26 protein-coding genes are annotated in these 19,059 nt (G+C 68.4%); 4 read left to right on the top strand and 22 right to left on the bottom strand.

Features of this window, described 5'->3' with window-relative positions:
* The first annotated feature begins 128 nt into the window (after positions 1-128).
* The 4 genes from WFI00_RS16140 to WFI00_RS16155 all read left to right on the top strand — a co-directional run bounded on the left by WFI00_RS16140 (position 129) and on the right by WFI00_RS16155 (position 1,463).
* On the top strand, positions 129-311 hold the full coding sequence (locus tag WFI00_RS16140; protein WP_336632857.1) for a hypothetical protein: 183 nt from the start codon (positions 129-131) through the stop codon (positions 309-311).
* Positions 312-388: 77 nt separating this feature from the next.
* A complete protein-coding gene (locus WFI00_RS16145; protein WP_336632856.1) occupies positions 389-688 on the top strand; it encodes a hypothetical protein in 300 nt (99 codons plus the stop codon).
* A 193-nt stretch (positions 689-881) separates the two neighbouring features.
* Positions 882-1,184, top strand: a complete 303-nt coding sequence (locus tag WFI00_RS16150) for a hypothetical protein (protein WP_336632855.1) — start codon at positions 882-884, stop codon at positions 1,182-1,184.
* 9 nt (positions 1,185-1,193) lie between these two features.
* Positions 1,194-1,463 carry a hypothetical protein gene (locus WFI00_RS16155; protein ID WP_336632854.1) on the top strand — a complete coding sequence of 90 codons (270 nt, stop codon included), beginning with the start codon at positions 1,194-1,196 and terminating at the stop codon, positions 1,461-1,463.
* Between the two features lie 92 nt (positions 1,464-1,555).
* On the opposite strand, the gene WFI00_RS16160 is transcribed toward WFI00_RS16155, so the two are convergent.
* The 22 genes from WFI00_RS16160 to WFI00_RS16265 form a co-directional block, all read right to left on the bottom strand.
* The gene (locus WFI00_RS16160) at positions 1,556-1,912 is read right to left on the bottom strand and encodes a hypothetical protein (RefSeq protein WP_336632853.1); all 357 of its coding nucleotides are present in this window, start codon (positions 1,910-1,912) and stop codon (positions 1,556-1,558) included.
* Positions 1,909-2,211 (bottom strand): hypothetical protein, encoded by a 303-nt coding sequence (locus WFI00_RS16165; RefSeq protein ID WP_336632852.1) that lies wholly within the window; start codon positions 2,209-2,211, stop codon positions 1,909-1,911. The genes WFI00_RS16160 and WFI00_RS16165 overlap by 4 nt, the downstream gene beginning before the upstream one ends.
* Positions 2,211-2,621: a hypothetical protein gene (locus tag WFI00_RS16170; RefSeq protein ID WP_336632851.1), complete on the bottom strand. Its 411-nt coding sequence runs from the start codon at positions 2,619-2,621 to the stop codon at positions 2,211-2,213. The genes WFI00_RS16165 and WFI00_RS16170 overlap by 1 nt, the downstream gene beginning before the upstream one ends.
* Positions 2,618-3,463 carry a hypothetical protein gene (locus WFI00_RS16175; protein WP_336632850.1) on the bottom strand — a complete coding sequence of 282 codons (846 nt, stop codon included), beginning with the start codon at positions 3,461-3,463 and terminating at the stop codon, positions 2,618-2,620. The genes WFI00_RS16170 and WFI00_RS16175 overlap by 4 nt, the downstream gene beginning before the upstream one ends.
* 11 nt (positions 3,464-3,474) lie before the next feature.
* Entirely contained in the window at positions 3,475-4,119 is a 645-nt protein-coding gene (locus tag WFI00_RS16180; protein ID WP_336632849.1) for a hypothetical protein, read from the bottom strand.
* Positions 4,120-4,129: 10 nt separating this feature from the next.
* Positions 4,130-6,652, bottom strand: coding sequence for a hypothetical protein (locus tag WFI00_RS16185; RefSeq protein WP_336632848.1), 2,523 nt, complete (start codon positions 6,650-6,652; stop codon positions 4,130-4,132).
* The gene (locus tag WFI00_RS16190; protein ID WP_336632847.1) at positions 6,652-7,098 is read right to left on the bottom strand and encodes a hypothetical protein; all 447 of its coding nucleotides are present in this window, start codon (positions 7,096-7,098) and stop codon (positions 6,652-6,654) included. Before WFI00_RS16190 ends, WFI00_RS16185 begins: the two co-directional genes overlap by 1 nt.
* A 71-nt stretch (positions 7,099-7,169) precedes the next feature.
* On the bottom strand, positions 7,170-8,318 hold the full coding sequence (locus WFI00_RS16195; RefSeq protein ID WP_336632846.1) for a M23 family metallopeptidase: 1,149 nt from the start codon (positions 8,316-8,318) through the stop codon (positions 7,170-7,172).
* A complete protein-coding gene (locus tag WFI00_RS16200) occupies positions 8,319-9,392 on the bottom strand; it encodes a hypothetical protein (protein ID WP_336642376.1) in 1,074 nt (357 codons plus the stop codon). It lies immediately after the preceding gene.
* A gap of 9 nt (positions 9,393-9,401) precedes the next feature.
* Complete coding sequence (locus WFI00_RS16205) at positions 9,402-10,175, bottom strand: hypothetical protein (protein WP_336633580.1); 774 nt, start codon at positions 10,173-10,175, stop codon at positions 9,402-9,404.
* Positions 10,176-10,179: 4 nt separating this feature from the next.
* The gene (locus WFI00_RS16210; RefSeq protein ID WP_336633581.1) at positions 10,180-13,062 is read right to left on the bottom strand and encodes a phage tail tape measure protein; all 2,883 of its coding nucleotides are present in this window, start codon (positions 13,060-13,062) and stop codon (positions 10,180-10,182) included.
* Complete coding sequence (locus tag WFI00_RS16215; protein WP_336633582.1) at positions 12,944-13,354, bottom strand: hypothetical protein; 411 nt, start codon at positions 13,352-13,354, stop codon at positions 12,944-12,946. Before WFI00_RS16215 ends, WFI00_RS16210 begins: the two co-directional genes overlap by 119 nt.
* Positions 13,355-13,368: 14 nt before the next feature.
* Complete coding sequence (locus WFI00_RS16220) at positions 13,369-13,833, bottom strand: hypothetical protein (RefSeq protein ID WP_336633583.1); 465 nt, start codon at positions 13,831-13,833, stop codon at positions 13,369-13,371.
* A 20-nt stretch (positions 13,834-13,853) separates the two neighbouring features.
* A complete protein-coding gene (locus WFI00_RS16225) occupies positions 13,854-14,609 on the bottom strand; it encodes an IPT/TIG domain-containing protein (RefSeq protein ID WP_336633584.1) in 756 nt (251 codons plus the stop codon).
* Between the two features lie 49 nt (positions 14,610-14,658).
* Entirely contained in the window at positions 14,659-15,072 is a 414-nt protein-coding gene (locus WFI00_RS16230; RefSeq protein WP_336633585.1) for a hypothetical protein, read from the bottom strand.
* Positions 15,065-15,430: a hypothetical protein gene (locus tag WFI00_RS16235; protein WP_336633586.1), complete on the bottom strand. Its 366-nt coding sequence runs from the start codon at positions 15,428-15,430 to the stop codon at positions 15,065-15,067. The genes WFI00_RS16230 and WFI00_RS16235 overlap by 8 nt, the downstream gene beginning before the upstream one ends.
* Before the next feature lie 7 nt (positions 15,431-15,437).
* Positions 15,438-15,779, bottom strand: coding sequence for a hypothetical protein (locus WFI00_RS16240; RefSeq protein ID WP_336633587.1), 342 nt, complete (start codon positions 15,777-15,779; stop codon positions 15,438-15,440).
* An 8-nt stretch (positions 15,780-15,787) separates the two neighbouring features.
* Positions 15,788-16,234 (bottom strand): hypothetical protein, encoded by a 447-nt coding sequence (locus tag WFI00_RS16245; protein WP_336633588.1) that lies wholly within the window; start codon positions 16,232-16,234, stop codon positions 15,788-15,790.
* 3 nt (positions 16,235-16,237) lie between these two features.
* A complete protein-coding gene (locus WFI00_RS16250; RefSeq protein WP_336633589.1) occupies positions 16,238-16,480 on the bottom strand; it encodes a hypothetical protein in 243 nt (80 codons plus the stop codon).
* A 69-nt stretch (positions 16,481-16,549) separates the two neighbouring features.
* Positions 16,550-16,882 carry a hypothetical protein gene (locus tag WFI00_RS16255; protein ID WP_336633590.1) on the bottom strand — a complete coding sequence of 111 codons (333 nt, stop codon included), beginning with the start codon at positions 16,880-16,882 and terminating at the stop codon, positions 16,550-16,552.
* A 63-nt stretch (positions 16,883-16,945) separates the two neighbouring features.
* Positions 16,946-18,139 carry an SU10 major capsid protein gene (locus WFI00_RS16260; RefSeq protein WP_336642377.1) on the bottom strand — a complete coding sequence of 398 codons (1,194 nt, stop codon included), beginning with the start codon at positions 18,137-18,139 and terminating at the stop codon, positions 16,946-16,948.
* Positions 18,140-18,175: 36 nt separating this feature from the next.
* Complete coding sequence (locus WFI00_RS16265) at positions 18,176-18,955, bottom strand: hypothetical protein (protein ID WP_336633657.1); 780 nt, start codon at positions 18,953-18,955, stop codon at positions 18,176-18,178.
* Positions 18,956-19,059: the final 104 nt, after the last annotated feature.

Below are 19,059 nucleotides of genomic sequence, written 5' to 3' on the forward strand. Positions count from 1 at the left end.
AATCGTGAGGTCGCGGGTTCAAGCCCCGCTCCCGCTACAAAACACTGGGAAGTCATCTCAGTTGCGGACCGCAAGCCATCGTTTACCCATCGGAAACGGCAGCCGATTAGGTCTGTATGCTCATCGGCATGGCGACCGAGTACTGGTACGTGACGTTGCCCTCGGGCCAGAAGGCACGGGGCGAGCAGCCGCGGGACACAATCAACCGCGAGCTCAACGAGCTCGTCGCGCGGGGGTGGGAGCCGGTGAGCGTGACATCTGCCGCCCCAAGCCTGATGATCGGCGTGATGCTGAGGAAGTCCGCATCGTGAGCGACAGGACACTCCCGGGCATACCTCGGCCGTCGGCGGGAGGGATCCCAACGTGGCTGTGGGTCGTCGCTGGCATCTTGGTCGTCGTCGTGATCTCGGTGATTGTCGCTGCGGCAACCAGCTCGAAGCGCGACTACAACGCCAACACGTCGTTCGAGGCGATCGCACAGTGCGAGACTGCGATCAAGGAAAAGCTAAAAGCTCCGACCACTGCGGACTTCAGCTCCACTGCCACCGGGAGCGGGACCTGGACCGTGGTCGGTGCGGTGGACGCGGAGAACAGTTTCGGTGCGAAGGTGCGATCTCACTACCAGTGCTCGGTCATCATCGATGATGTGAAGGACACGGCTCGGGTGCGCATAGATCGCTTCGAGTAGATCCGTGGACGACGACCTTGGCACCGAGCCTCGCTGCGAGGTGTGTGGCACGGTCATGTACGTGATCGATGGCGGGTACGAGTGCCGAGGGTGCGGGTCCACGGTCGACATCCCTTGGGTGACGCGTGCAGAGGACGGGCTCCCCGGCATCGCAGGCTGGTGATGTCCGCGGCCGCGGCTACTGTCGGCGTCCATGGAGAACAGGGTGGTGCACGTCGCAGAGCGCTCCTGGATGGTACTCACCCCGCAGTTCGGGCCCGTCTACCTCGTACACCTCGGGCCGACCGTGGATCAGGTCACCGGCGAGACGCTGATTCTGTACCAGGTGAAACGGTGGCACCTCGACCGCACGAAGTGGGAGACCGTCGCGAAGGTCGACACCTACCAGGAAGTCCTCGCATGGCTGGAGGTCGACGAGCAGCGTGCTCGCGACGCCGCGGAAGCGGAAGCCAGGAACTACTGGAACAACCCGCCGCGCGCACAGAACGGCTCGTAGGCTGGTCGGATGCTGACCGGCCTGATCCGCCCCCACGAGACCCGCACCATCGACGTCGAGGGCCACTCCCTCGCCGACATCCAAGCGCAGCTCGACAAGGCCACCCCGGTCGGGTGGGTGCTCACGTCCGCGCCGGTCGCGATGGTCAAGGGCTCCACGCTCATGACCGCGACCGGGACGATCGAACGACACGACGAACTGCGGGAGATCGAAGCCGACACGATCGACGCGCTGCGGGCGAAGACCCCGCCAGGGTGGAAGCTGCTCAGCGTGAGGTGAACGACGAAAGGCCCCCTCCGCCGCACCCGTGGGTGCAAGCGGAGGGGGCCTTTCGTTGGAGCGTCGTCGGGACGGTGCAATCCGGGTGGGGGTCAGCCCTTCAGGTCGCGGCGGAGCAGATTCTGCGGGTCACGGACGCCGACGTCCTGCGCGGCACGGGCCACACCGGTCGGCTTCCACAGGCCGTAGTACGTCGCGACCGACACCACGAAGGTCGGCAGCGCGGTGAGCAGAGCGACACCGACGTCGAACACGGCACCCGTGGTGAGGGCGCGGGCGAGCTCGGTGAGCAGCGACGTGACCAGCGCGAGGCTGGCGAGCAGCCACGCCTTCACAGCCGGGGACACGACGCGGGTGGTGACGAGCCCGACGATCACGGGCAGGACGAACGCGATCAGCAGCTGCACGACCGCGAGCGGGTCGAACGTGAACGCAACGGTGGGGATCATGGCTTCTCCTTGTCAGGGCGAGATGGGTACGGGGGGAGGTCGTCGGGGTCGATGCAGGGGGCATCGATCATCTGCCGGCGGTGGAGGCGGAGGGCTTCTTCGAGGATGTCGGCCCACCGGTCCCACCAGCGCACCTCGGCGAGTGCCTTGTCGCGAACCGCGTGGGCGGCGTCGACCTCGGCGCGGCGCTTCTGGAGCTGGCCGGCGTGGGCGTCGCGGGCCCAGTCGACGAGCTTCGTCGCGATGCCACCGACGACGCTCGAGGACAGGATGAGGGTGATCAGCTGAGTCGGCTCCATCAGCCACCTCTCGGCTCGAAGCTGTAGCGGCGGATCATCAGCCAGCGGATGTAGCCGAGGCCCGCGGCGAGGACGATCATCCCGAGCTGTGTGAGGCGGGACCCGGGCGACTGGAAGTGGAGGGCGAGCACCACGATTGCGTAGATCGCGAGGCCCAGCCAGACCAGCACGATCGACAACCGCTCCGCGAACCACCAGCCGGGGAACACCGTCAGCACACCCCCGAAGCCGCCCAGGAGCAGGAACACCGACCACGCCACCGTCAACGGCTGCCCGAGCTCCCCCGCAATCGACATCGGCGGGACGAGCAGCGTCACGACCCCGGTGAGGATCGTCACGACGTACAGGACCGCGAACGCGGCCTTCATGTGGCGGGGTTCGGTGATCCTGCCCCACAGGCGCCGGATCACGGCGTGGTCAGCTTCGCGAGATAGGCCTTCGTCTGCTCCGAGGTGACCTTCACCTGGGCGACGCCGGCACGGGCCGCGTTGACCGCCGACCACATGTTGCCGGAGCGCACGGACCCGTCGAGGGGGTCGAGGACCACGAACTCGTCGCCTCGCACGTCCCAGATCGCGAGGTCGCAGCCGTACGTGCGGAGCAGCGCGGGAAGCTCGGAGAGCTCGACGTCCTGCCAGTCGTCCTGGATGCGGGAGAGCCGCATGATCTTGTCGAACGGGTCGGTCGGGATGAAGTGGCGGAACACGCCCGTGCTGAGGGAGCACAGGTGCGGGCCGGCCGGGGTCTTGACGGTGAGCATGAGCATGATGTCGTCCTCCTGAGGGGTGAGCGGGCGCGCTTCCGCGGCCGCGGTAGTCGGGGTCGTGATGGTGGCGGTGTTGGCGCCGTAGGTGTGGGACCATCCGGCGTAGGTGACGATGCCGCGGCGTCGGGCGGTCCACGAGGCGACGTCGGTCTCGCCGAGGCAGACGCCCCAGTCCCACTCGCCCGCTTCGGGGTTCGTCATCACGCATCGCCCACCGCCGAGCGCCATGCCGACGTGCCCCCAGTCCTGGTACACGCCGCCCAGGCGCGTCCAGTAGGACCAGTGGTGGAACGCTCCGGCGGGCGCCGTGGCGGGGTCCGTGGACACGATCTGCGATGCGAGCCGGGCGTCCGTCGCTGACGGGTACGCGCGCCGCACCGTGCCGGACAGGCGGCAGCACAGGTACGCGAACCCGGCGCAGAGGGTGTCCCAGTTCTCGTCCGGGTACGCGCGGGCCACCGCCGTGCGAAGGTCGGTCGGGGTCATGGTGTGTCTCCTCAGATGATTCCGGGGGTGCGGACCCGGAAGTCGCCCCACGCCTGCCCGATGCGGGAGGTCCCGGAGGTTTGGCGGCGGGACGCGATGCCGGCGAGGGTCCCGGGGTAGGTTGCGGCGGGCGCGGCGACGGTGGCCGCGGGGGTCCCGTTGATGTGCAGGGACGCGACATCCCCGTCGACCGTGATCGCGACCTTGTCGCCCACCGTGGGGGCGAACGTGGACGCGATGAGCGGGGTGCCGGTGCCCGCCTGCCACGCCTGGATCTCCCAGAAGTCCAGCGCCCACACGATGATCCCCTTGGAACCGTCCGGGGAGATCCGGGCGGCGATGAACGGCCACCGCGACGTCGGGGTTGCGGGCTTGCCGGCGAGGGTCGATTCCACGACGACGTTCGACACGGCGGGGATGGTCGCGAACCGGGAATCGGCGTAGGTGGTCGGGTCGGTAGCGATCTTCACCGCAGACCCGCCCACGGTCAGGGCCGCCAGGAGTGACCCTCCCGAAGGGACCTCCGCCCACCCCCGCCCACCGACACGGGTCGGGAGGAGCGTCGGGGACGTGTAGTCGAACGTGTCCGCGGCGAGGACCGTGGACGCCTTCTTCAGGCCGGGAACGGTGAACGTGGTGTCGAGGATGATGTCCATGAAGGGCTCCTTAGTTGTCGCCGGTGTTGCCGGAAATGGTGACGCCGGTCAGGGTCGCCCCTGCCGTGACGTAGCTGTTCGTCTGCGTCGGCGTGGCCGCGTAGTCGGTGAGGGAGTTCCCGATCAGGGAGCCGTCCGTCCAGGTGCTGCCCGGCGCGACGAAGATCGCTTCGGTCTGCGCCCCGCCACGGCCGTTGCCGCTGATCTGCTGGTGCACGACCATCAGGTCGTAGAAGACACCCATGATCACGAGGCCTCGCCCGTCGTTGTCCCGGATCGCGTTGCCCATCAGGTGCATGTGGAACAGCGGGCTCACCGTCGCATCCAGGAGCACCCCGACACCGTCACCGGTGCGGAAGATGTTCCCGGTCACGAGGGTGCGGCCCTCGCTCGCGATCGCACCGGTGACCGTCGTGATCAGCAGCCCGACGCACGCGTACCCTGCCGCGGTGACACCGTCACGGACGGTGTTGTTCGCGATGATCGCGTCGCGTGCGACCATGCCCTTCGGCACGGCGTTGTTGCCGAGGTAGATCCCGATGGCGCAGGCGGAGATGTCGTTGCCGAGGATCTTCGTGTCCGACCCGCCGGAATCCGTGATCCCCGTGAACCCACCCTGGAGGATGTTGCCCTCGATGATCACCGCCGCCGGCCAGGTGCCCGGCGCGGGCGTGTTCGATGCCGCCTCGATGAGGATGCACGCGTGACCCGCACCACCCGCCGCCGTCCAGTTCCCCTGGATGAAGTTGTTGCGGATGATGATGGACACCGCGCCGCCACGGCCACCCGTCGCCGTCCCGATCCCCGACCCACCCGACCCGCCGGCCGGGGAGGTCGGATCGACCACGTTCAAGCGAGCGAAGTTCACGATGATGTTCTCTTCGAGGACGCAGTTGGTCGAGTTGTCGTAGCCGAGGGCGGTCGCCGGGTTGTTGAAGATCCCCAGCCGCCGCGCCGACGAGTTCCGCGTCGACGAGATGTGGATCATCTTCATCTCGTACGAGTACCCGTGGGTGGCTGCGAAGAACCGGCCATCACAGGAGAAGTCGGAGAGGTTCACGTTGTGGAGGTAGTTGTCCGCCTCCCATGCGCCTTCCCGCAGCCACGCCGCACTCGTCGACGTCTTCGAGGTCGAGATCTTCACCACGTACACGAGGGTGCGGCCCCGCCCCGCGCCACGCACGGAGCAGCGTGAGGGGATCTGGGTGCTCGCCGACGCGACGTACACGCCCGCCGGGATCACGACCGTGCGCCCCCCGAGAGCGGATGCTGCGTTCAGCGCCGCCGCGAGGGCAACATCGATCGGCACCCCGAACGCGGCCTCCCCGCCCGTGAGGGTGTTCACCGCGGCGACGCTCAACGTCGCCACCCCGCCAGCGACGCCCACGATCGTCCCGACCAAGACCCCGTCGTTGGCCAGAGTCATGTAGTCGGTGGAGATCACACCCGCACCACGAACACCGACAGTCTTGCCGACATCGTCGGAGGTGAAGGCGTAAGAGGTGGAGGTGAGAGCCGCGGACCCGGCCGTCATCGACACGTCGGTGAGGTACCGGGCCGGGAGCACCGTCCCGTAGTCCTCCACCCGCAGCTCCCCGCTCTGCGGAGGAGCGGACGGGAACACGGACCCGTCCGGAAGCACCGCGAACGCCACGTTCCCGAAAGCGTCCCGGACCATGAATCGGTCGAGAGACGGCCGAACCTCCGTCGCCCCCACCCACACCTCACCGTGCTCACCGATCGCGAACGCGGCAGTCCCGGCAGAGTCGAGCACCCGAGACGAGGAGGCTTCGGACGGGATGTTCCCCACGACGGTGAGATCCCCCTCGACACGCCCCTGAGCGATCGTGGTGAGACCATCCGCCGAGACACCCAGCGCAGCGTTCCGGCCATCGTCGAGGACCCGCCACGACGCGCCATTCCCGCGGCTCACCGGGGCCTCGTTGTACACGACGGGGTCACGACGGTCGATCTCCGCATTCGCGACGACAGCGGCAGCCTCGGCGAGCGCCTCCGCCGACAGGCGCCCCGCGAGCTCGGCGAGAACCGGGTCCAGGGAGGCGGTCAGTTCCGTCGCGTTGACGAGGTCCAGGGAGTCCAGCAGCGTCGTCACCTCGGCGAGGGTCGGGACCTGCTGCCAGTCCCCGAACACACCCTCACGCTTCACACGCACCCACAGGCCCGTCGGGGTCGTCGAACCGACCGGGACACCGACCTGCATCGCAGACGTCGACAGGTACGCGAGATGCAGCACCGTCCCCGTGAACCCCGGGGGGCGGTTCAGCGCGGTTGAGAACGCCCGGTAGAACCCGGACTCGTTCGGCAGTGCGTCCAGGTCCGTCAGAGGGCTCCCGGTGCCGACAGCCACACCGTAGTTCGACAGACGCCCCGTGGCGGCCAGAGCGGTCTCCACGGCGGCAGCGAGCTGCTCGGCGGGAACCGGGGGGCCCTGCTCGCCGGGGATACCCGGGATGCCCCGGGCGCCCTGGCGGCCCCGGAGGTTCGCGACCCACACGTATTCGACGGTTGCCATCAGAACGTCACCTTCCGCTGGTACAGGTCATCTGTGGTCGTGTTGAGCTGGAACCCGGTTCGCACGCCGGCATCGGGCGCCGTGGGCGAGCAGTAGGTGAGGTCGTTGCCGATGATCAGGTCGACCAGGTCGTCCACGTCGCCGCCGACGTCGGAGTTCACATCGAATGGCCACTCCACGAAGCCGCGCGCGCGCTTCTCCGGAGGCTCGTTCTCCTGACCCGGGACCAGCCAGTCCATCCGCACCCTGTAGGCGAGGCCCGACTCGACCTCCACGGTGAAACCGCCCGAGTTGTTGGTCCATGTGGCTTGCACCTCGGTGGCCGTCATCAGCCCGGCACCGATCTCCGCGTTCTTCGGCACGAACCACAGCCGTGGCCGGAGGCTCGCCGAGATCGGGACGCGGGCATGATCCCGCGCCGTTCCCGTGATCGTTACAAGCGGCATCGACGTCTCCTAACCCCGCGCAGCGGGCACGACAAGAAAGCCCCGGGGCGGGGAGATGGGGGGTGGCGGGACTACTCGCCGTAGATGGCCATGACGGCGCGTGGGTTTTCGGCGACGCCGTCGTAGCGGGTCTCGAAGTGCAGGTGCGGGCCGTCGGATAGGCCGGTCGATCCGACCGACCCGACCGTTTCGCCCTTGCTGATCGGGGCGCCTTCCGCGAGCGGGGATGGGCCGATCAGGTGGTAGTAGCGGGTCGTGAGATGCCGGCCGTCGCGGGTCCCGTGGTCGAGGATCACGAAGTAACCGCGCTCGGAGTCGTACCCGGTCGCGAGGACCGTGCCCGAGCCCGCCGCCGGGATTGGTGTGCCGGCGGCCGCGCCGAAGTCGATGCCGCGGTGCCCCGGAGGGTCGTACATCGGGTCGGTGGTGTCGAACTCCTTCGTCACCAGGGTCAGGGAGAACGGCCACCGCAGCAGCCCGGACCCGGTCGGCCCGCCGGTCGACTTCGATACCCATCCGACGGTGCCGTCGCCGCGGCGGCCAAGCCAGTGCGTGACCTCGTTGAGGCTGCCGATCGTTCCGACGCCGAGCACGAGCTCGTCGGCGCTGATCTGTATCCGGGGTGCACCGAGTGCGAGCAGCGCGGCCGTGAGGGTGAGGGATGCCCCTCCGACGTCGCCTGCGAGGCGGATGCCGTTCTGCGCGATGTTCGCGGCCCACGCGGCGCCCGATTCGAGTTTCACCCCGGGGCTACCGTCGTTGCCGGTGACCTTCGCGCCGCCGGGGAACAGGATCGACCCGCCGGCGTCGTCCGGGTCGATGGTCATGCCGCCGGCGGTGATCTGTCCGGTCGTGCCGTCGATGATGATCTGGTTCGCGCCCTCGCCGACGTAGATCCTGCCGCCCTCGATGCGGATGTCGCCGACCGTGATCTTCCCGCCGTCGGGCACGAGGATCTCGCCGAGGACACGGAGCATGCCGGTCAGGTCGATGAGGGAGGACACTTCGAGGATCCCGAGGCCCTGCACGAGCACCCGGCCGATCACGCGGAGCAGGCCCGTGACCAGGGCGGTGCCCTCGACGATCAGGCCGTCTTCGGAAGCGACGCGCAGCGACCCGCGGGTGATGGACGTGAACCCCGCCATCATCGAGGTTCGCAGCTCGGCGACGGCGGCCCACAGCTGGGATGCCTCTGATTCGTCGAGCCGGTCGCGGTCCATCTATTGCTCCTCCAGCTCGAGGGTGATCGTGTCGGAGGAGACGTCGCCGGAGAACCCGATCACCCTGTGCGGTTCTGCGCCGTCTGGCAGCCACGGGTCGTCGTGGATGTGGGTGCGGATCGTGGACCCGAGCCTGAGCAGGTGCGGGGGGACGTCCGCGGCCTGCACATTCAGCGACCACTGCCGGGTCGGCCGGGCGCGCGGCTTGAGGTAGCCGCGGCCGAGGGACGCGAGCTGGTCGAGGTCGTCGACCTTCTTCGCGGGCAGCTCCCAGTCCTTCGAGAGGCCGGTGATGTCGTCCACGACCTGCGCGACGCGCATGTCCTGCTCGCCGCCTTTGCCCTGCACGAACACCCCGGTCGCCATCCGCATCCCGTCGCGGCCCACAGCGAGGTCGGTGGCGGGTGACTCGTCCGCATCCAGCGGGACGTCGAACGTCGGCCCCGCCAGGTACGGGGACCCGATCCGCGCGTCCCAGGACAGGCGCTCGTTGGTGTCGTACACCGGTTGCAGGTCGAAGTCCGGCGCGCCGTCTTCCTTCGTGATGTCGGTGAGGATTTTGTCGATGGTCTGGAAGTCGTAGTGGAAGAACGTCCGTGAGATCGACCCGGCCTCCTCGGCGGGCAGGTTCACGGGCACCGGCCACCACTCGGAGAACGGGTGCACGAGCCCGAGGTACAGCATCCGGCGGATGATGCCACCCAGCGACAGGTCCGTGACCTCGACGGTCCCCGCGGGCTCGTAGAAGGGCACACCGAACAGGTGCCGGCGCTTCAGCAGCTCCCGCAGGTCGATGTGCTTCACCGTCAGCAGCTGTGACGCCTTCGCATACGGGAGGCCCGTGATCAGGCCCGCGTACACCGGGACGCCGTTCTCCCGGACCACAAGAGTCCGATCCCACTCCTGGAACACCTCATGCCGGCGCGCCCGGTTCAGACCGTCGTCAGCGAGACGGAGCAGATGCTGGCGGCTCGACACCTGACCCCGCACCCATCCACCCGCGGCCGGTCGCACGACCTCGAGGAGCTCACCGGACTGGGTCGCGTGGATCGCGGTCGACCACTCAGTGCCCACGGGACCTCCTCAGATGAACGCGTCGGGGACGTCGGCCAGGAACGGGACCGTGCACGACGTCGCTACACCCCCAGCGCCGGGAGGAACCATCCATACGTCAGCGCGGGGCGACACGCCGTACTGGCGGGCGCCGTCGAGCGCCACTCTCCCGTCGCGCATGTTGACCGTGTGCTTGTGGCCCGCCCCCGCTGGCTGGGAGACGACGAACCGTCGCCCCCCAGGACCGGTGAGAGTGAACCCTGAGTGCGGGCCGGGGACGGTGAACACGGGCGGTGACGGGTAGGTGCCGCGGTGGGACAGTGCCAGTGACGTCCCGGGGCCGAACGGGTTGCTCTCCCCGTAGATCCGCTGCGACGGCGCACGGAACCGCATCGTGAAGTCCGCGAAACCTGTCGCCCCGCGACGGGTAACCGAGCACCCGCGGCCACGCCGCACGGTCGTGCTGAACCACTCTCCGAACTCGGTCCACACCAGCTCGCCGGTCGCGTCACGCGCCGCGAGGAGTCCGTCGAGCTGACGAATCATGCGGCCGAGCGCCCACATGCTGTCCGCGTACGCGAACCCCGAGAAAGCGATGATGCGGGGCTCGTCGCGCCGGTTCGGGAGATCGAACTCCCCGTCACCATCCGCGAGCGCGGCGCTCTCGTACGACACCGACCCGCCACCGAGGATGCCCTGGACATCCTCGACGTAGAAGCCGGGCGTGCGGTCGAAGTGGCCGTCCAGGAAGGTGCCCCGGAACTTGACCGACGACACCTCCGCCTGGAACTCCTCATCGATCACGGCGTCACCCTCCCGCGGCTTCGCGCATCGCGCCCCGGATGGCCTGATGGATCATCGACAGGACTTCTGCCGCCGACACACCCCCGCCTTCGATGCGGATGTCGCCGAATTGAATGGATGGGCTGTCCGGACCGGGGGTGGCGAGCGAAGGTCTTGCACCCGCGGGGATGTACGTTCCCCCGAGGATCTCGGCAGTCTGCGCCATGACCTGCTCGGACCTGGCACGCTTCGAGCGCGCATGAGGGACGTAGCTCTCCCCGTCGGTCTCCGGTTCCGCCCACACTCGCCACTCGCCGGCGCGCGCGATCTGCGCGACATGATTCTCACGCACGCTCCCGTTCGCGTGGAACGTGACGATCCCTCCGTCGGCCTGCGTGATGCCGCCCGACCCGCCGGCACCTTGTGCGACACGCGACGTCCCGATCTTCAGGATCACTTCACGGCCGCTGTTCTCGTACACGAACCGGTCGATCTGGGTCTGCGCGAACGCGGTATCCGTGATGATCTTCCACTGCGTCTCGGACGGAATGCGGAAGATCTGATCGGCGAGGTTCGCCGCCTCGTCGGCGTTGTAGCCGAGTTGCTCAGCACGGTCGATGAGAGTCTGCCTGCTGGACTCCAGCGTGGCCCGATAGGCGTCGGTGTTGCCGTCGAGCGCGAACTGCGCGTCGGCGGCCTTCTGGGCGTCGTCGGCGAGCCCGACGAGCATCGCCATGTTGTCGCGTCCGGACTGCGTTCCCTGATCGAGGGTCGCCGAGTAGCCCTCAACACCATCCGCGGCCTTCGAGATCGTCTCGTCGATCTTCGCGAGCGAGTCACGGTAGTTGATGTTCGCGGTGATCGCGTCCTGCCCGACCCCGTTGGCCGCGTTGACGGTATCGATCAGCTTGCTCAGCTTGCTCTGCAGATCCTCGACGTTGCCGGCGGCCTCCAGGTACTTGTCGGCGGCGTCCGCGACGCTCGCACCGTTCCTGTCCGTCGCTCCCGTGAGGGACTTCTGCGCCTCCGCGGTCTCCCTGGACGTCTGCGCGGCATCGGACTGCGCGGTCCGCAGCTGCTCGACACGCTCGGTGAGCTGCTGCATCGCGACGCCGTACTCGACGCCCTGACCCTTCGTGTCGTAGGCGGCCTGCACCCGGTCCTTGAACTTCGCGAACTCCGCGGAGCTGCCGGTGACGGCCTTCGTGACGTCGTCGATGGAGATCCCGAGCTTCTTCGCGTTGTCGATCGCGGATCCCCGGTCCATCCACAGGAAGCTGTCCTTCATCGCGAGCTGCTCGGCGACGAACTTCCGGGCAGCGGACTCGCTCTGGCTCAGCGCGTCGGCGTACGCCTCGGCGCGTGCGCGCGCCTCTGCCTGAGCCTGCGCGAGCAACGCCACGACCGCGACGACACCGGTCAACGCGACCCCGACGATGCCCCCAACGAGGGCAGTCTTCCCCATGCTCACGCTCGTCGCATCCAGCTGAGCCTTGAGTTCGATGAACTTCACCCGGAGCCCGACGGCCGCCCCCGCGAGCAGCAGCGCAGCACCCGTCGCGACACCCAGACCGAGGGCGACCTCAACGACCGGGCCCGGGAGCTCCCCGAACCAGTCGACGAGTGAGGTGACGGCCTGAACCATCTCGCGGAGCACATCGTTCGCGCCCGACCCGGTGCGGATCAGGGCGGTGTCCATCGCGCCGCCGAGCTTCTCGATGTCCCCAGCAAGGTTGTTCTGCCGCTCCCGGGCCTGCTCAGCCGCGTACCCCGAATCGTTGACCTCATCGGTCCACTTCGAGATCGCCTTACTGCCACCCTCATACAGCAACGTCGCGGCGTTCAGGGACTCGTTGCCGAAGATACGCCCCAGCGCCGCGAGCCGTTCCTGCTCCGTCAGCCCACTGAGCTTCCCGCGCAGCTGCTCGGCGATGCCCGCGAGGGACAGCATGTTCCCGTTCGCGTCGAACGCGGTGATGTTGTACTTGTCGAGCTCCTTCTGCGCCGCGGCGGAGGGCGCCTGCAGCCCTGCCAGCACGCCTCGGAGTGCAGTGCCAGCCTTCTCGCCGATGATGCCCTGCGTCGCGAAGTACGCGATCGTCCCGGCAGTCTCATCCAGCGACAACCCCACCGAGCCCGCCAGGGGGCCGACGTAACTGAGCGCGAGCGCGAGATCATCGACGGACCCCTGCGCCTTCCCCGCACCCGCCGCGAGCACGTCGGAGACATGCGCGGCCTGCGAGGCGGGCAGCCGGAACTGGGTCAGCGTGGTCGCCATGACCTCCGCGGACCGTGCGACCTGCAACTGGCCGGCCGCCGCGAGCGCGAGCGCACCGTTCAGCGACCCGCCCACAATGTCCGATACGGACTGGCCGGCCTTCGCGAGTTCTTCCTCAGCAGCCGCAGCCTCAGATGCTGAGTAGGCGGTGTCAGCACCGGCCTTCAGGGCCGCCTCTGAGAGGTCCTTCTGCTCCTGCGCCGACGCCATCACGGCGGCCGAAGTGTTCGACATTGCCTGATCGAACTCGGTCCACTTCGCGACAGACAGAGCCACCATCGCCGCGACAGCAACACCAGCGATCGTGAGGCCAGCAGCGAGCTTCTTCGCCGCGTCGGCCTGCTGCTCGGTGGTGTACTTCTGCTTCTCCTGCTTCGGGGTCGCAGATGCAGACTCATCGCCGACCTTCTTCGTCGACTTCGCCTGCGCATCGAGCGCTGGGGCGGCGTCCTTCGCTTTCTTCCCCGTCTGCTCGACCGCGGACCCGGTCTTCTCGACCTTCGGGGCGGCCTCAGCCCCCGACTTCCCGACCTGCTGCACCGTCCGGTCGGCGGCCTGCATCTGCTGCTCGAAGGTCTGGTAGCCCGCGGTCTTGATCTTGAAGATCAGGGCGCCTGCGTCGAAGCTCATCCGTCACCGCCTTCTGCACCCAGGTGCGGTCGAGGTCGGGGAGTCGGAGGATCGCCTCGCGGATGAAGTGCCAGGGGCGTGTGTCGAGTGCTTGGTCCAGGTCGGGGATGATGCCGGTCTGGGCGAGGTCGATCTCCACCTCACCGAACAGAGCCGGGAGGGTCATCGACCAGAAGTCCCGCGCCGACAGGCCGCCGTCCCGGGGCGCCACCGTCGCGAGGCGTCGTGTGCGCTGCTCCCGCCACTGCGGGGTGTAGACGTAGTCGGGGTAGACCCCGTTCTCGTCCGCCACCCCGATAGGGATGATCAGTCCTGCGGCGATGCCGCGGGCGATGTCGGCCGGACCAACAGGCCCAGACGGCGCGACAGCGCCCCCGTCGCTTTTAGGGTGCCGGCGAGACCCTCACCGCCCTCGATGTACGCCTTGACCCCGTCGAAGCCGAGCGCGGTCTGCCAGAAGAAGGCGGGCATGAGGATCGATTCGGCCTCGTCCTGCGACAGCTCCATCCCGATGCGGTTGAAGTTCGTCTGTTCGGCGTCGGGCAACGGTTCCCACCGGCCGGTATCGGGGTTGAGGCGGGCGCCGTCGACCGCGATCTGCAGCGCCTGCGTCATCTCTCGCGCTCGATCCTCGCCGCCCGACACCGCGAGGTACGTGTCCGTGATCTGCAGGCCCGCGCGGCCGGGGAGCGGACGAACCACGAACGGCTCGTCCACCCCCTCGAACGCCAGAACGAGGTTCCTGCCCTGCTTGCTTGCCGTGACCGTCATGAGCCCTGCGCTCCTTCCGGTCAGGCCGCCGCGTAGGCGAGTGTGTTGGACACGCCCGCGGTGTTCGTCACGACGATGGGGGCAGCACCCGACACCCCGGACGGGATCAGCACGACGAGCGTGTTGTCATCGACGACGCGCAGCTCCGCGACGCCCTGACCGTCGACCGTGGCCGAGACCGTCGAGGCCAGGCGGTAGCCGGTGATCTTCAGCAGGTCCCCAGGGGCGAGGCCCGCGGGCGACGCGGACTCGAGCATCGGAGTGCCGGCGCCCGCGATCGGCGACACGGCGAGGCGATCCACGAGGCCGTCGTTCGCGAGGGTGAAGCGCAGCAGCGCCTTGTCCGCGTAGCCGGTGTTCGCGTCGGACACCTTGACCGAGAACCGCCCCTGGAAGGTCGGGAACCGCTCGTCGAGCGCGTCGGTGATGATCTGGAGGTCGCGCTTGTTCGCGACGCCCTCCGAGTAGGCCGCGTTGATCAGGTCGATGACCCACGCCTGCGCGGCGACGATCTCGCGGGTGACCGGGTCGCGGACCACCTCGACATCGAACGTGGGCGCGAAGTTGTAGCCGATCACGTCCTCCGAGGTTCGACCCTTCGTGCCGTACACCTCCCGCTGCACCGTGATCGGCGACGGGTTCAGGGCGAGGTTGTTGATGTCGCCCGTGATGTTCACGAACGCCCCCGACTGCTTCAGGCGGAGGATCTTCTGGTGGGCGAGGGCCAGGGAACCCGCTGCGGGCGCCGTGGACTCGTAGAGAGTGTCGTCGGACATGCCGACCTCCTTCATGGGTGGTGGTGCCGGCGCTCCCGGCAGGGGGTTCCTACGGGCGGCGCCCGCGGAAGTAGTAGGTCGCTGCGACGGCGGAGCGTCCCTGCGTGTCGGGATCGAAGTCGGTCGCGGAGAACTCCCATGCGAACGAGATGCCGAGGACGTTCGGCGTGTACTCGGCCTGATCGAGGGTCGCGCGGAGGTCCGCCGCCCACTGTCGCGCGACGAGCAGTGAGCCCTTCCGGCGCGTGTAGATCTGCGTCCGGTAGGTCATGTCAGCGCGGCCGTCAGGGATCGGGCGGAGCGGGGTGAGGAGCGTGAACTGGTCGATCGTGGGCATGACCCCGTCGAGGCGGATGCCGCGGTCGGGGATCGCGCCCGTCGGGTGGTACACGGCGAGCCCGTTCGTGTCGAGGAGGGTCGCGAGAGCCCGGTTCAGGACGATCTCTGGGGCATCATCAGCCACGGTCCACCTGCTTCACGATGATCGCGCCGAGCTCGTCCTTCGACTCCGCCGCCGCGTTCTCTACCCATTTGCCTTGCGCGCGCGGGTTCGCCTTGGTCGAGAAGTTGTACTCGGGGTGCTCGTGGAGACGCGCCGCGTAGGGCGTCGTCACCGTCACCGCGGCTCCTTCGTCCGGGTCGGTCGCGAGTTCCACAGCGTGCGCGTCGGCGAGAGTGCCGAGATCCATGGGAGACCGGTCGACCGACTCGGCCATGAGGCGCTCGGCGGCGAGGTTCTCGCCCTGGATCAGGTCGCCGCGGATCTGCTGCGCGATCTCAGCGAACCGGGACTCGGCTATGACCTCTGCTCGAACGCTCACAGCCGCCTCATTCCAGGAACAACTCGACGTGGTTCGGTGTGCCGCGGTAGTCGAAGAACGCGCTGTCGATGATCTCGGAGGTCCGCTCACGGGGCGTCCCGGCCCACACCGTGACCTTCGTGCGGGGGAGCGCGTCATGCTCGGGCAGGACGACGACCATCGTCGTCGACGTGATCTCCTGCCCCGACGTGGGAGACGTGGACCGGCGGTCGACCTTCAGGCGAGTCTTCTGCTCCACGTAGGCGGGGCGGGTGACGGGGTCGCCCCACAGATCGCCCTCCGCCCCATCGCCGAGGAACGGGGTGACGGTGACCTCGTGGGGGAGATGCTTGCGCTGCAGGCGAGCCACGGTGCCTCCTACGTGTGCTTCGTGGCGGACGCGATGAGGCCCGCGTTGCGGAGGATGATGACGGCCTCGTCCGCACGGCGTGTGTCCGCCGCGCTGCGGGATGAGGCGCCGCCGACGGCCGTGCCGCCCAGGGAGACGGAACCGATCTTCACCGGACCGGCGACAGCGCCACCACCGGTCGGGTCGTCGGTCTCCGCCCAGTAGTCGGCCTGAGCGCACGTCGCGTCACGGAGTGCGTCAGCGATCGCCGGATCGGTCGGGTAGCCGTCCGGGTCGGTCGCGTACCGTGCGGTGCGCACGTACGACTCGACCTGCCCGGACGCGCGCCGCAGGCGAGCATTCATGTCCTCCTCGGGCAGGGGGATCGTGTGCCCCGGGTTGCCGGGGTCGGGGATGGTCGGCTGGGTGGTGCCGATGAAGGCGTAGTAGTCGGCGGCCGTCGCGTACACGCGCACCGGTCACGCCTTCCGGCGGCGGGAGGTCTTCGGTCGGTCGTCGCCCTCGACCGCATCCGGCAGCGGCTCGAACGGCCCGTTGCCGGTCAGCACGTTCTCGCGTTCGATGGTGAAGCCGTGCTGGATCAGCGCACGCTCCCGCTCGGGGTGCAGCGCGTCGACAGTCGCGACGCCGTCGACGAATCCCACACCGATGAACGACTGCGCGCCAGCCTCGGGGCGCGGGTGACGGATCGTGATCGTCATGATGACCTCCTGGGGTCTGGTGGTTCCGGCGCGGCGGAGCGGATCACGCCGCGCCGGAACCTCTGTCAGCTACTGCAGGACGCCGGACGCCTCAGCGGCGGCCGTGCGGTCCTCGATCGCCTTCGCGATCACGGCGAGCTTCTCGTCCTTCTTCGACGCGCCCGCGAGATCGATCTCGAACTTCGCGGCGAACGCATCGATCTGCTCGTGCGTCCAGTCATCCGTGGGCGCCTCGATCTCGACGACCTCGGCTTCCTCGATCTCCTCGAACGTGAACCCGTGCTCGGTCAGCACAGCGCGGGCGGCGTCGTCGATGGACTCCACGACCGCCTCACCGTCGATGAAGTCGAGACCCGACCGGGACCCGGACAGACCATCCGGGGTGGTGATCTTCAGGGACATGGGGAACCTGCTTCCTTGATCAGCGGAGGGCGGCGACCGTGAAGCCCCCGCCCTCCAAGGTGGTTACGCCCAGACCGGCTCGACCGGCAGGCCGCGGATGATGCCGTGGGCGCGCTCGTTGCCCCACTGGAGGCCGACCTCGCCGTACAGCTGCTCGCGGTCCGACGCGCCGATCTTCGCCAGCGGCTCCGAGAAGAAGTGACCCTTTCCGGGCGTGACGAGGAACTTCGGCTTCAGCTGCGACAGCGTCGACACCATGAACGCGTCCGCCGGCATCCACCGGTCCAGGAGCACGTTGAACGTGCCGAAGTCCGACATGATCGTGGTGAAGTTCACACCACCGACGTTGCGGGACTCTTCCTGGTACTGGCCGAACGCCTTCGCGTACGCCGTCGACAGCGACCGCTTCTGGCGGGCACCGACGATGATCGTTGCGGTGTCGTCGCCGAGGCCACCCGACTGGAACACCTTCTCGAAGAGGGCGTCGTAGGTGTCCTTGACGGGGCCGGCCGTCGTCAGCTTCGACACGGCGACGGTCGCGGTGCCGATCGTGATCGGAGCGCCACCCTTCGTCGCGCCGACCTTGAACGAGTCCGTCGCCTTCGAGACGACGTAGTAGACCCGGTCGAGGCGGACGCCCGTGGACACGCCCACGCTGGTGAACCGCACGGCGTCACCGTTCGCGAGGGGCGTCGCGACCTGCGCGATCGTGTCGGTCGTGGCCGACAGGCCCGTGTACGACGTGCCGAGGTCGATGACGTTGGTGCTGATCGCCTCGATCAGACCACCCGTACGCCGCGCCTGCGTGTTGTCGGTGGGGACGAACTTGCGGCCGAGGATGAACGACAGCTCGATGTCGACGGCCTTCGCCTTCAGCGCAAGCTCGAGCTGGTGGTCCAGCTCGTTCGTGACCGGGTTCGTCTGGTCGTTGTTCACGCCCGACGTCTGACCGGTCGCGGCCTGCTTCGTGTAGCTGACCTCGACGGTCTCCTGGTGGATCTCGACGACGTTCTTCACGTTGCGGCGGACACGCTGATCCGAGTTCTGCGCGTTCGCGCCCTCGAGTCGGGTCCGGTTCTCCTGAGAGTCGCGGAGGTCCTCCTCCTGCCACTCGAACTCGACGGACTTGACCTCCTCGCCACCGGTCAGGCCGCCGATCGCGGACAGGAGGGGCGTCTCGGACGGGCTCACCTGGAAGAGCTCGCCGACGAAGTTGGGCAGGTTGTAGTTCGTACCCTGCCCGGTGATTCCAGCCATGCTGGCCTCGCTTTCTGCCCTGACGGGCTGCTGGGGTTACGCCTGACGTGCAGCGGCGATCTGCCGCTTCAGGCGGATGGTCTCCTTGAAGTCCTTCTTCTCCTCGGCTGCCTTCAGCTGAGATTCGAGGGACTGGATCGTCGGGCCCGTGTGGTCGCCGGCACCTGACCGGGTCGGGGGCTGCTTGAGTGCGGCGTTCTCCTGGAGCGCCTTGGTGATCGCGGCCTTGATGGCCGCCTCGTCGGTCGGCTCTGCCGACGCGATGGAGGTCTTGAACTGCTCGTTGGCGAGCAGGAGGGCGGTGTTGCCGCCGAGGGCGGGCGCGTGCAGCGCGACCTGGAACGCGAGGGCGGACTGCTTCGCGGCGGCCTGAGCCTGCGCGAGCGCGGTGTCCTTCTCGGTCACCTGCCCCTTGAGAGCGCTCAGCGCGTCGTTCAGCTTCACCGGGTCGGTCTCGGGCGCCGCGTCGCCGGTGAGGAGCTTCGCGAACTCGGCGAGCGTGTTCTTCTGCGCGTCGGCGGTGGCCTTCTGCACAGCGGTCGCGATCGCGTCGTCACGCTTCTGCTTCTCCGCCGCGAGGTCGCCCTTGATGTTCTGGATCAGGGTCCACGCCTTCGCGGGGTCGAACTTCGACGCGTCGTCGCCCCACGGGGGAGTCGCGGCCTGCTGCTGTTCCTGCTGCTGGCCGTCGGTCCCGGCCCCCGCCGCGCCTTCTCCCTCCGCGAACCGGATACCGACGATGTCGAACCGGGTCGGGCCGATCTGCGCGAGGCCGTCGCCGCCGCGGCGCGCGGCCGTGGTCTGGATGGTGTTCATGTCGTGCTCCTTGCCCCGGGCCTGCCGGGATCAGTGACCCGCACCCTGCGTGCGGGAGAGAAGGGGCCTCGCCGTCGACGTGCAGGGCCATCGACGGCGAGGGG

This window comes from Microbacterium sp. MMO-56 (genome assembly GCF_037146215.1).
Classification (GTDB): Bacteria; Actinomycetota; Actinomycetes; order Actinomycetales; family Microbacteriaceae; genus Microbacterium.

Coding starts and splice junctions, on each gene's coding strand:
- WFI00_RS16140 (WP_336632857.1), top strand. CDS start 129: ATGGCGACCGAGTACTGGTACGTGACGTTGCCCTCGGGCCAGAAGGCA.
- WFI00_RS16150 (WP_336632855.1), top strand. CDS start 882: ATGGAGAACAGGGTGGTGCACGTCGCAGAGCGCTCCTGGATGGTACTC.
- WFI00_RS16155 (WP_336632854.1), top strand. CDS start 1,194: ATGCTGACCGGCCTGATCCGCCCCCACGAGACCCGCACCATCGACGTC.
- WFI00_RS16160 (WP_336632853.1), bottom strand. CDS start 1,912: ATGATCCCCACCGTTGCGTTCACGTTCGACCCGCTCGCGGTCGTGCAG.
- WFI00_RS16165 (WP_336632852.1), bottom strand. CDS start 2,211: ATGGAGCCGACTCAGCTGATCACCCTCATCCTGTCCTCGAGCGTCGTC.
- WFI00_RS16175 (WP_336632850.1), bottom strand. CDS start 3,463: ATGACCCCGACCGACCTTCGCACGGCGGTGGCCCGCGCGTACCCGGAC.
- WFI00_RS16180 (WP_336632849.1), bottom strand. CDS start 4,119: ATGGACATCATCCTCGACACCACGTTCACCGTTCCCGGCCTGAAGAAG.
- WFI00_RS16185 (WP_336632848.1), bottom strand. CDS start 6,652: ATGGCAACCGTCGAATACGTGTGGGTCGCGAACCTCCGGGGCCGCCAG.
- WFI00_RS16190 (WP_336632847.1), bottom strand. CDS start 7,098: ATGCCGCTTGTAACGATCACGGGAACGGCGCGGGATCATGCCCGCGTC.
- WFI00_RS16195 (WP_336632846.1), bottom strand. CDS start 8,318: ATGGACCGCGACCGGCTCGACGAATCAGAGGCATCCCAGCTGTGGGCC.
- WFI00_RS16210 (WP_336633581.1), bottom strand. CDS start 13,062: ATGAGCTTCGACGCAGGCGCCCTGATCTTCAAGATCAAGACCGCGGGC.
- WFI00_RS16220 (WP_336633583.1), bottom strand. CDS start 13,833: ATGACGGTCACGGCAAGCAAGCAGGGCAGGAACCTCGTTCTGGCGTTC.
- WFI00_RS16225 (WP_336633584.1), bottom strand. CDS start 14,609: ATGTCCGACGACACTCTCTACGAGTCCACGGCGCCCGCAGCGGGTTCC.
- WFI00_RS16250 (WP_336633589.1), bottom strand. CDS start 16,480: ATGACGATCACGATCCGTCACCCGCGCCCCGAGGCTGGCGCGCAGTCG.
- WFI00_RS16255 (WP_336633590.1), bottom strand. CDS start 16,882: ATGTCCCTGAAGATCACCACCCCGGATGGTCTGTCCGGGTCCCGGTCG.
- WFI00_RS16260 (WP_336642377.1), bottom strand. CDS start 18,139: ATGGCTGGAATCACCGGGCAGGGTACGAACTACAACCTGCCCAACTTC.
- WFI00_RS16265 (WP_336633657.1), bottom strand. CDS start 18,955: ATGAACACCATCCAGACCACGGCCGCGCGCCGCGGCGGCGACGGCCTC.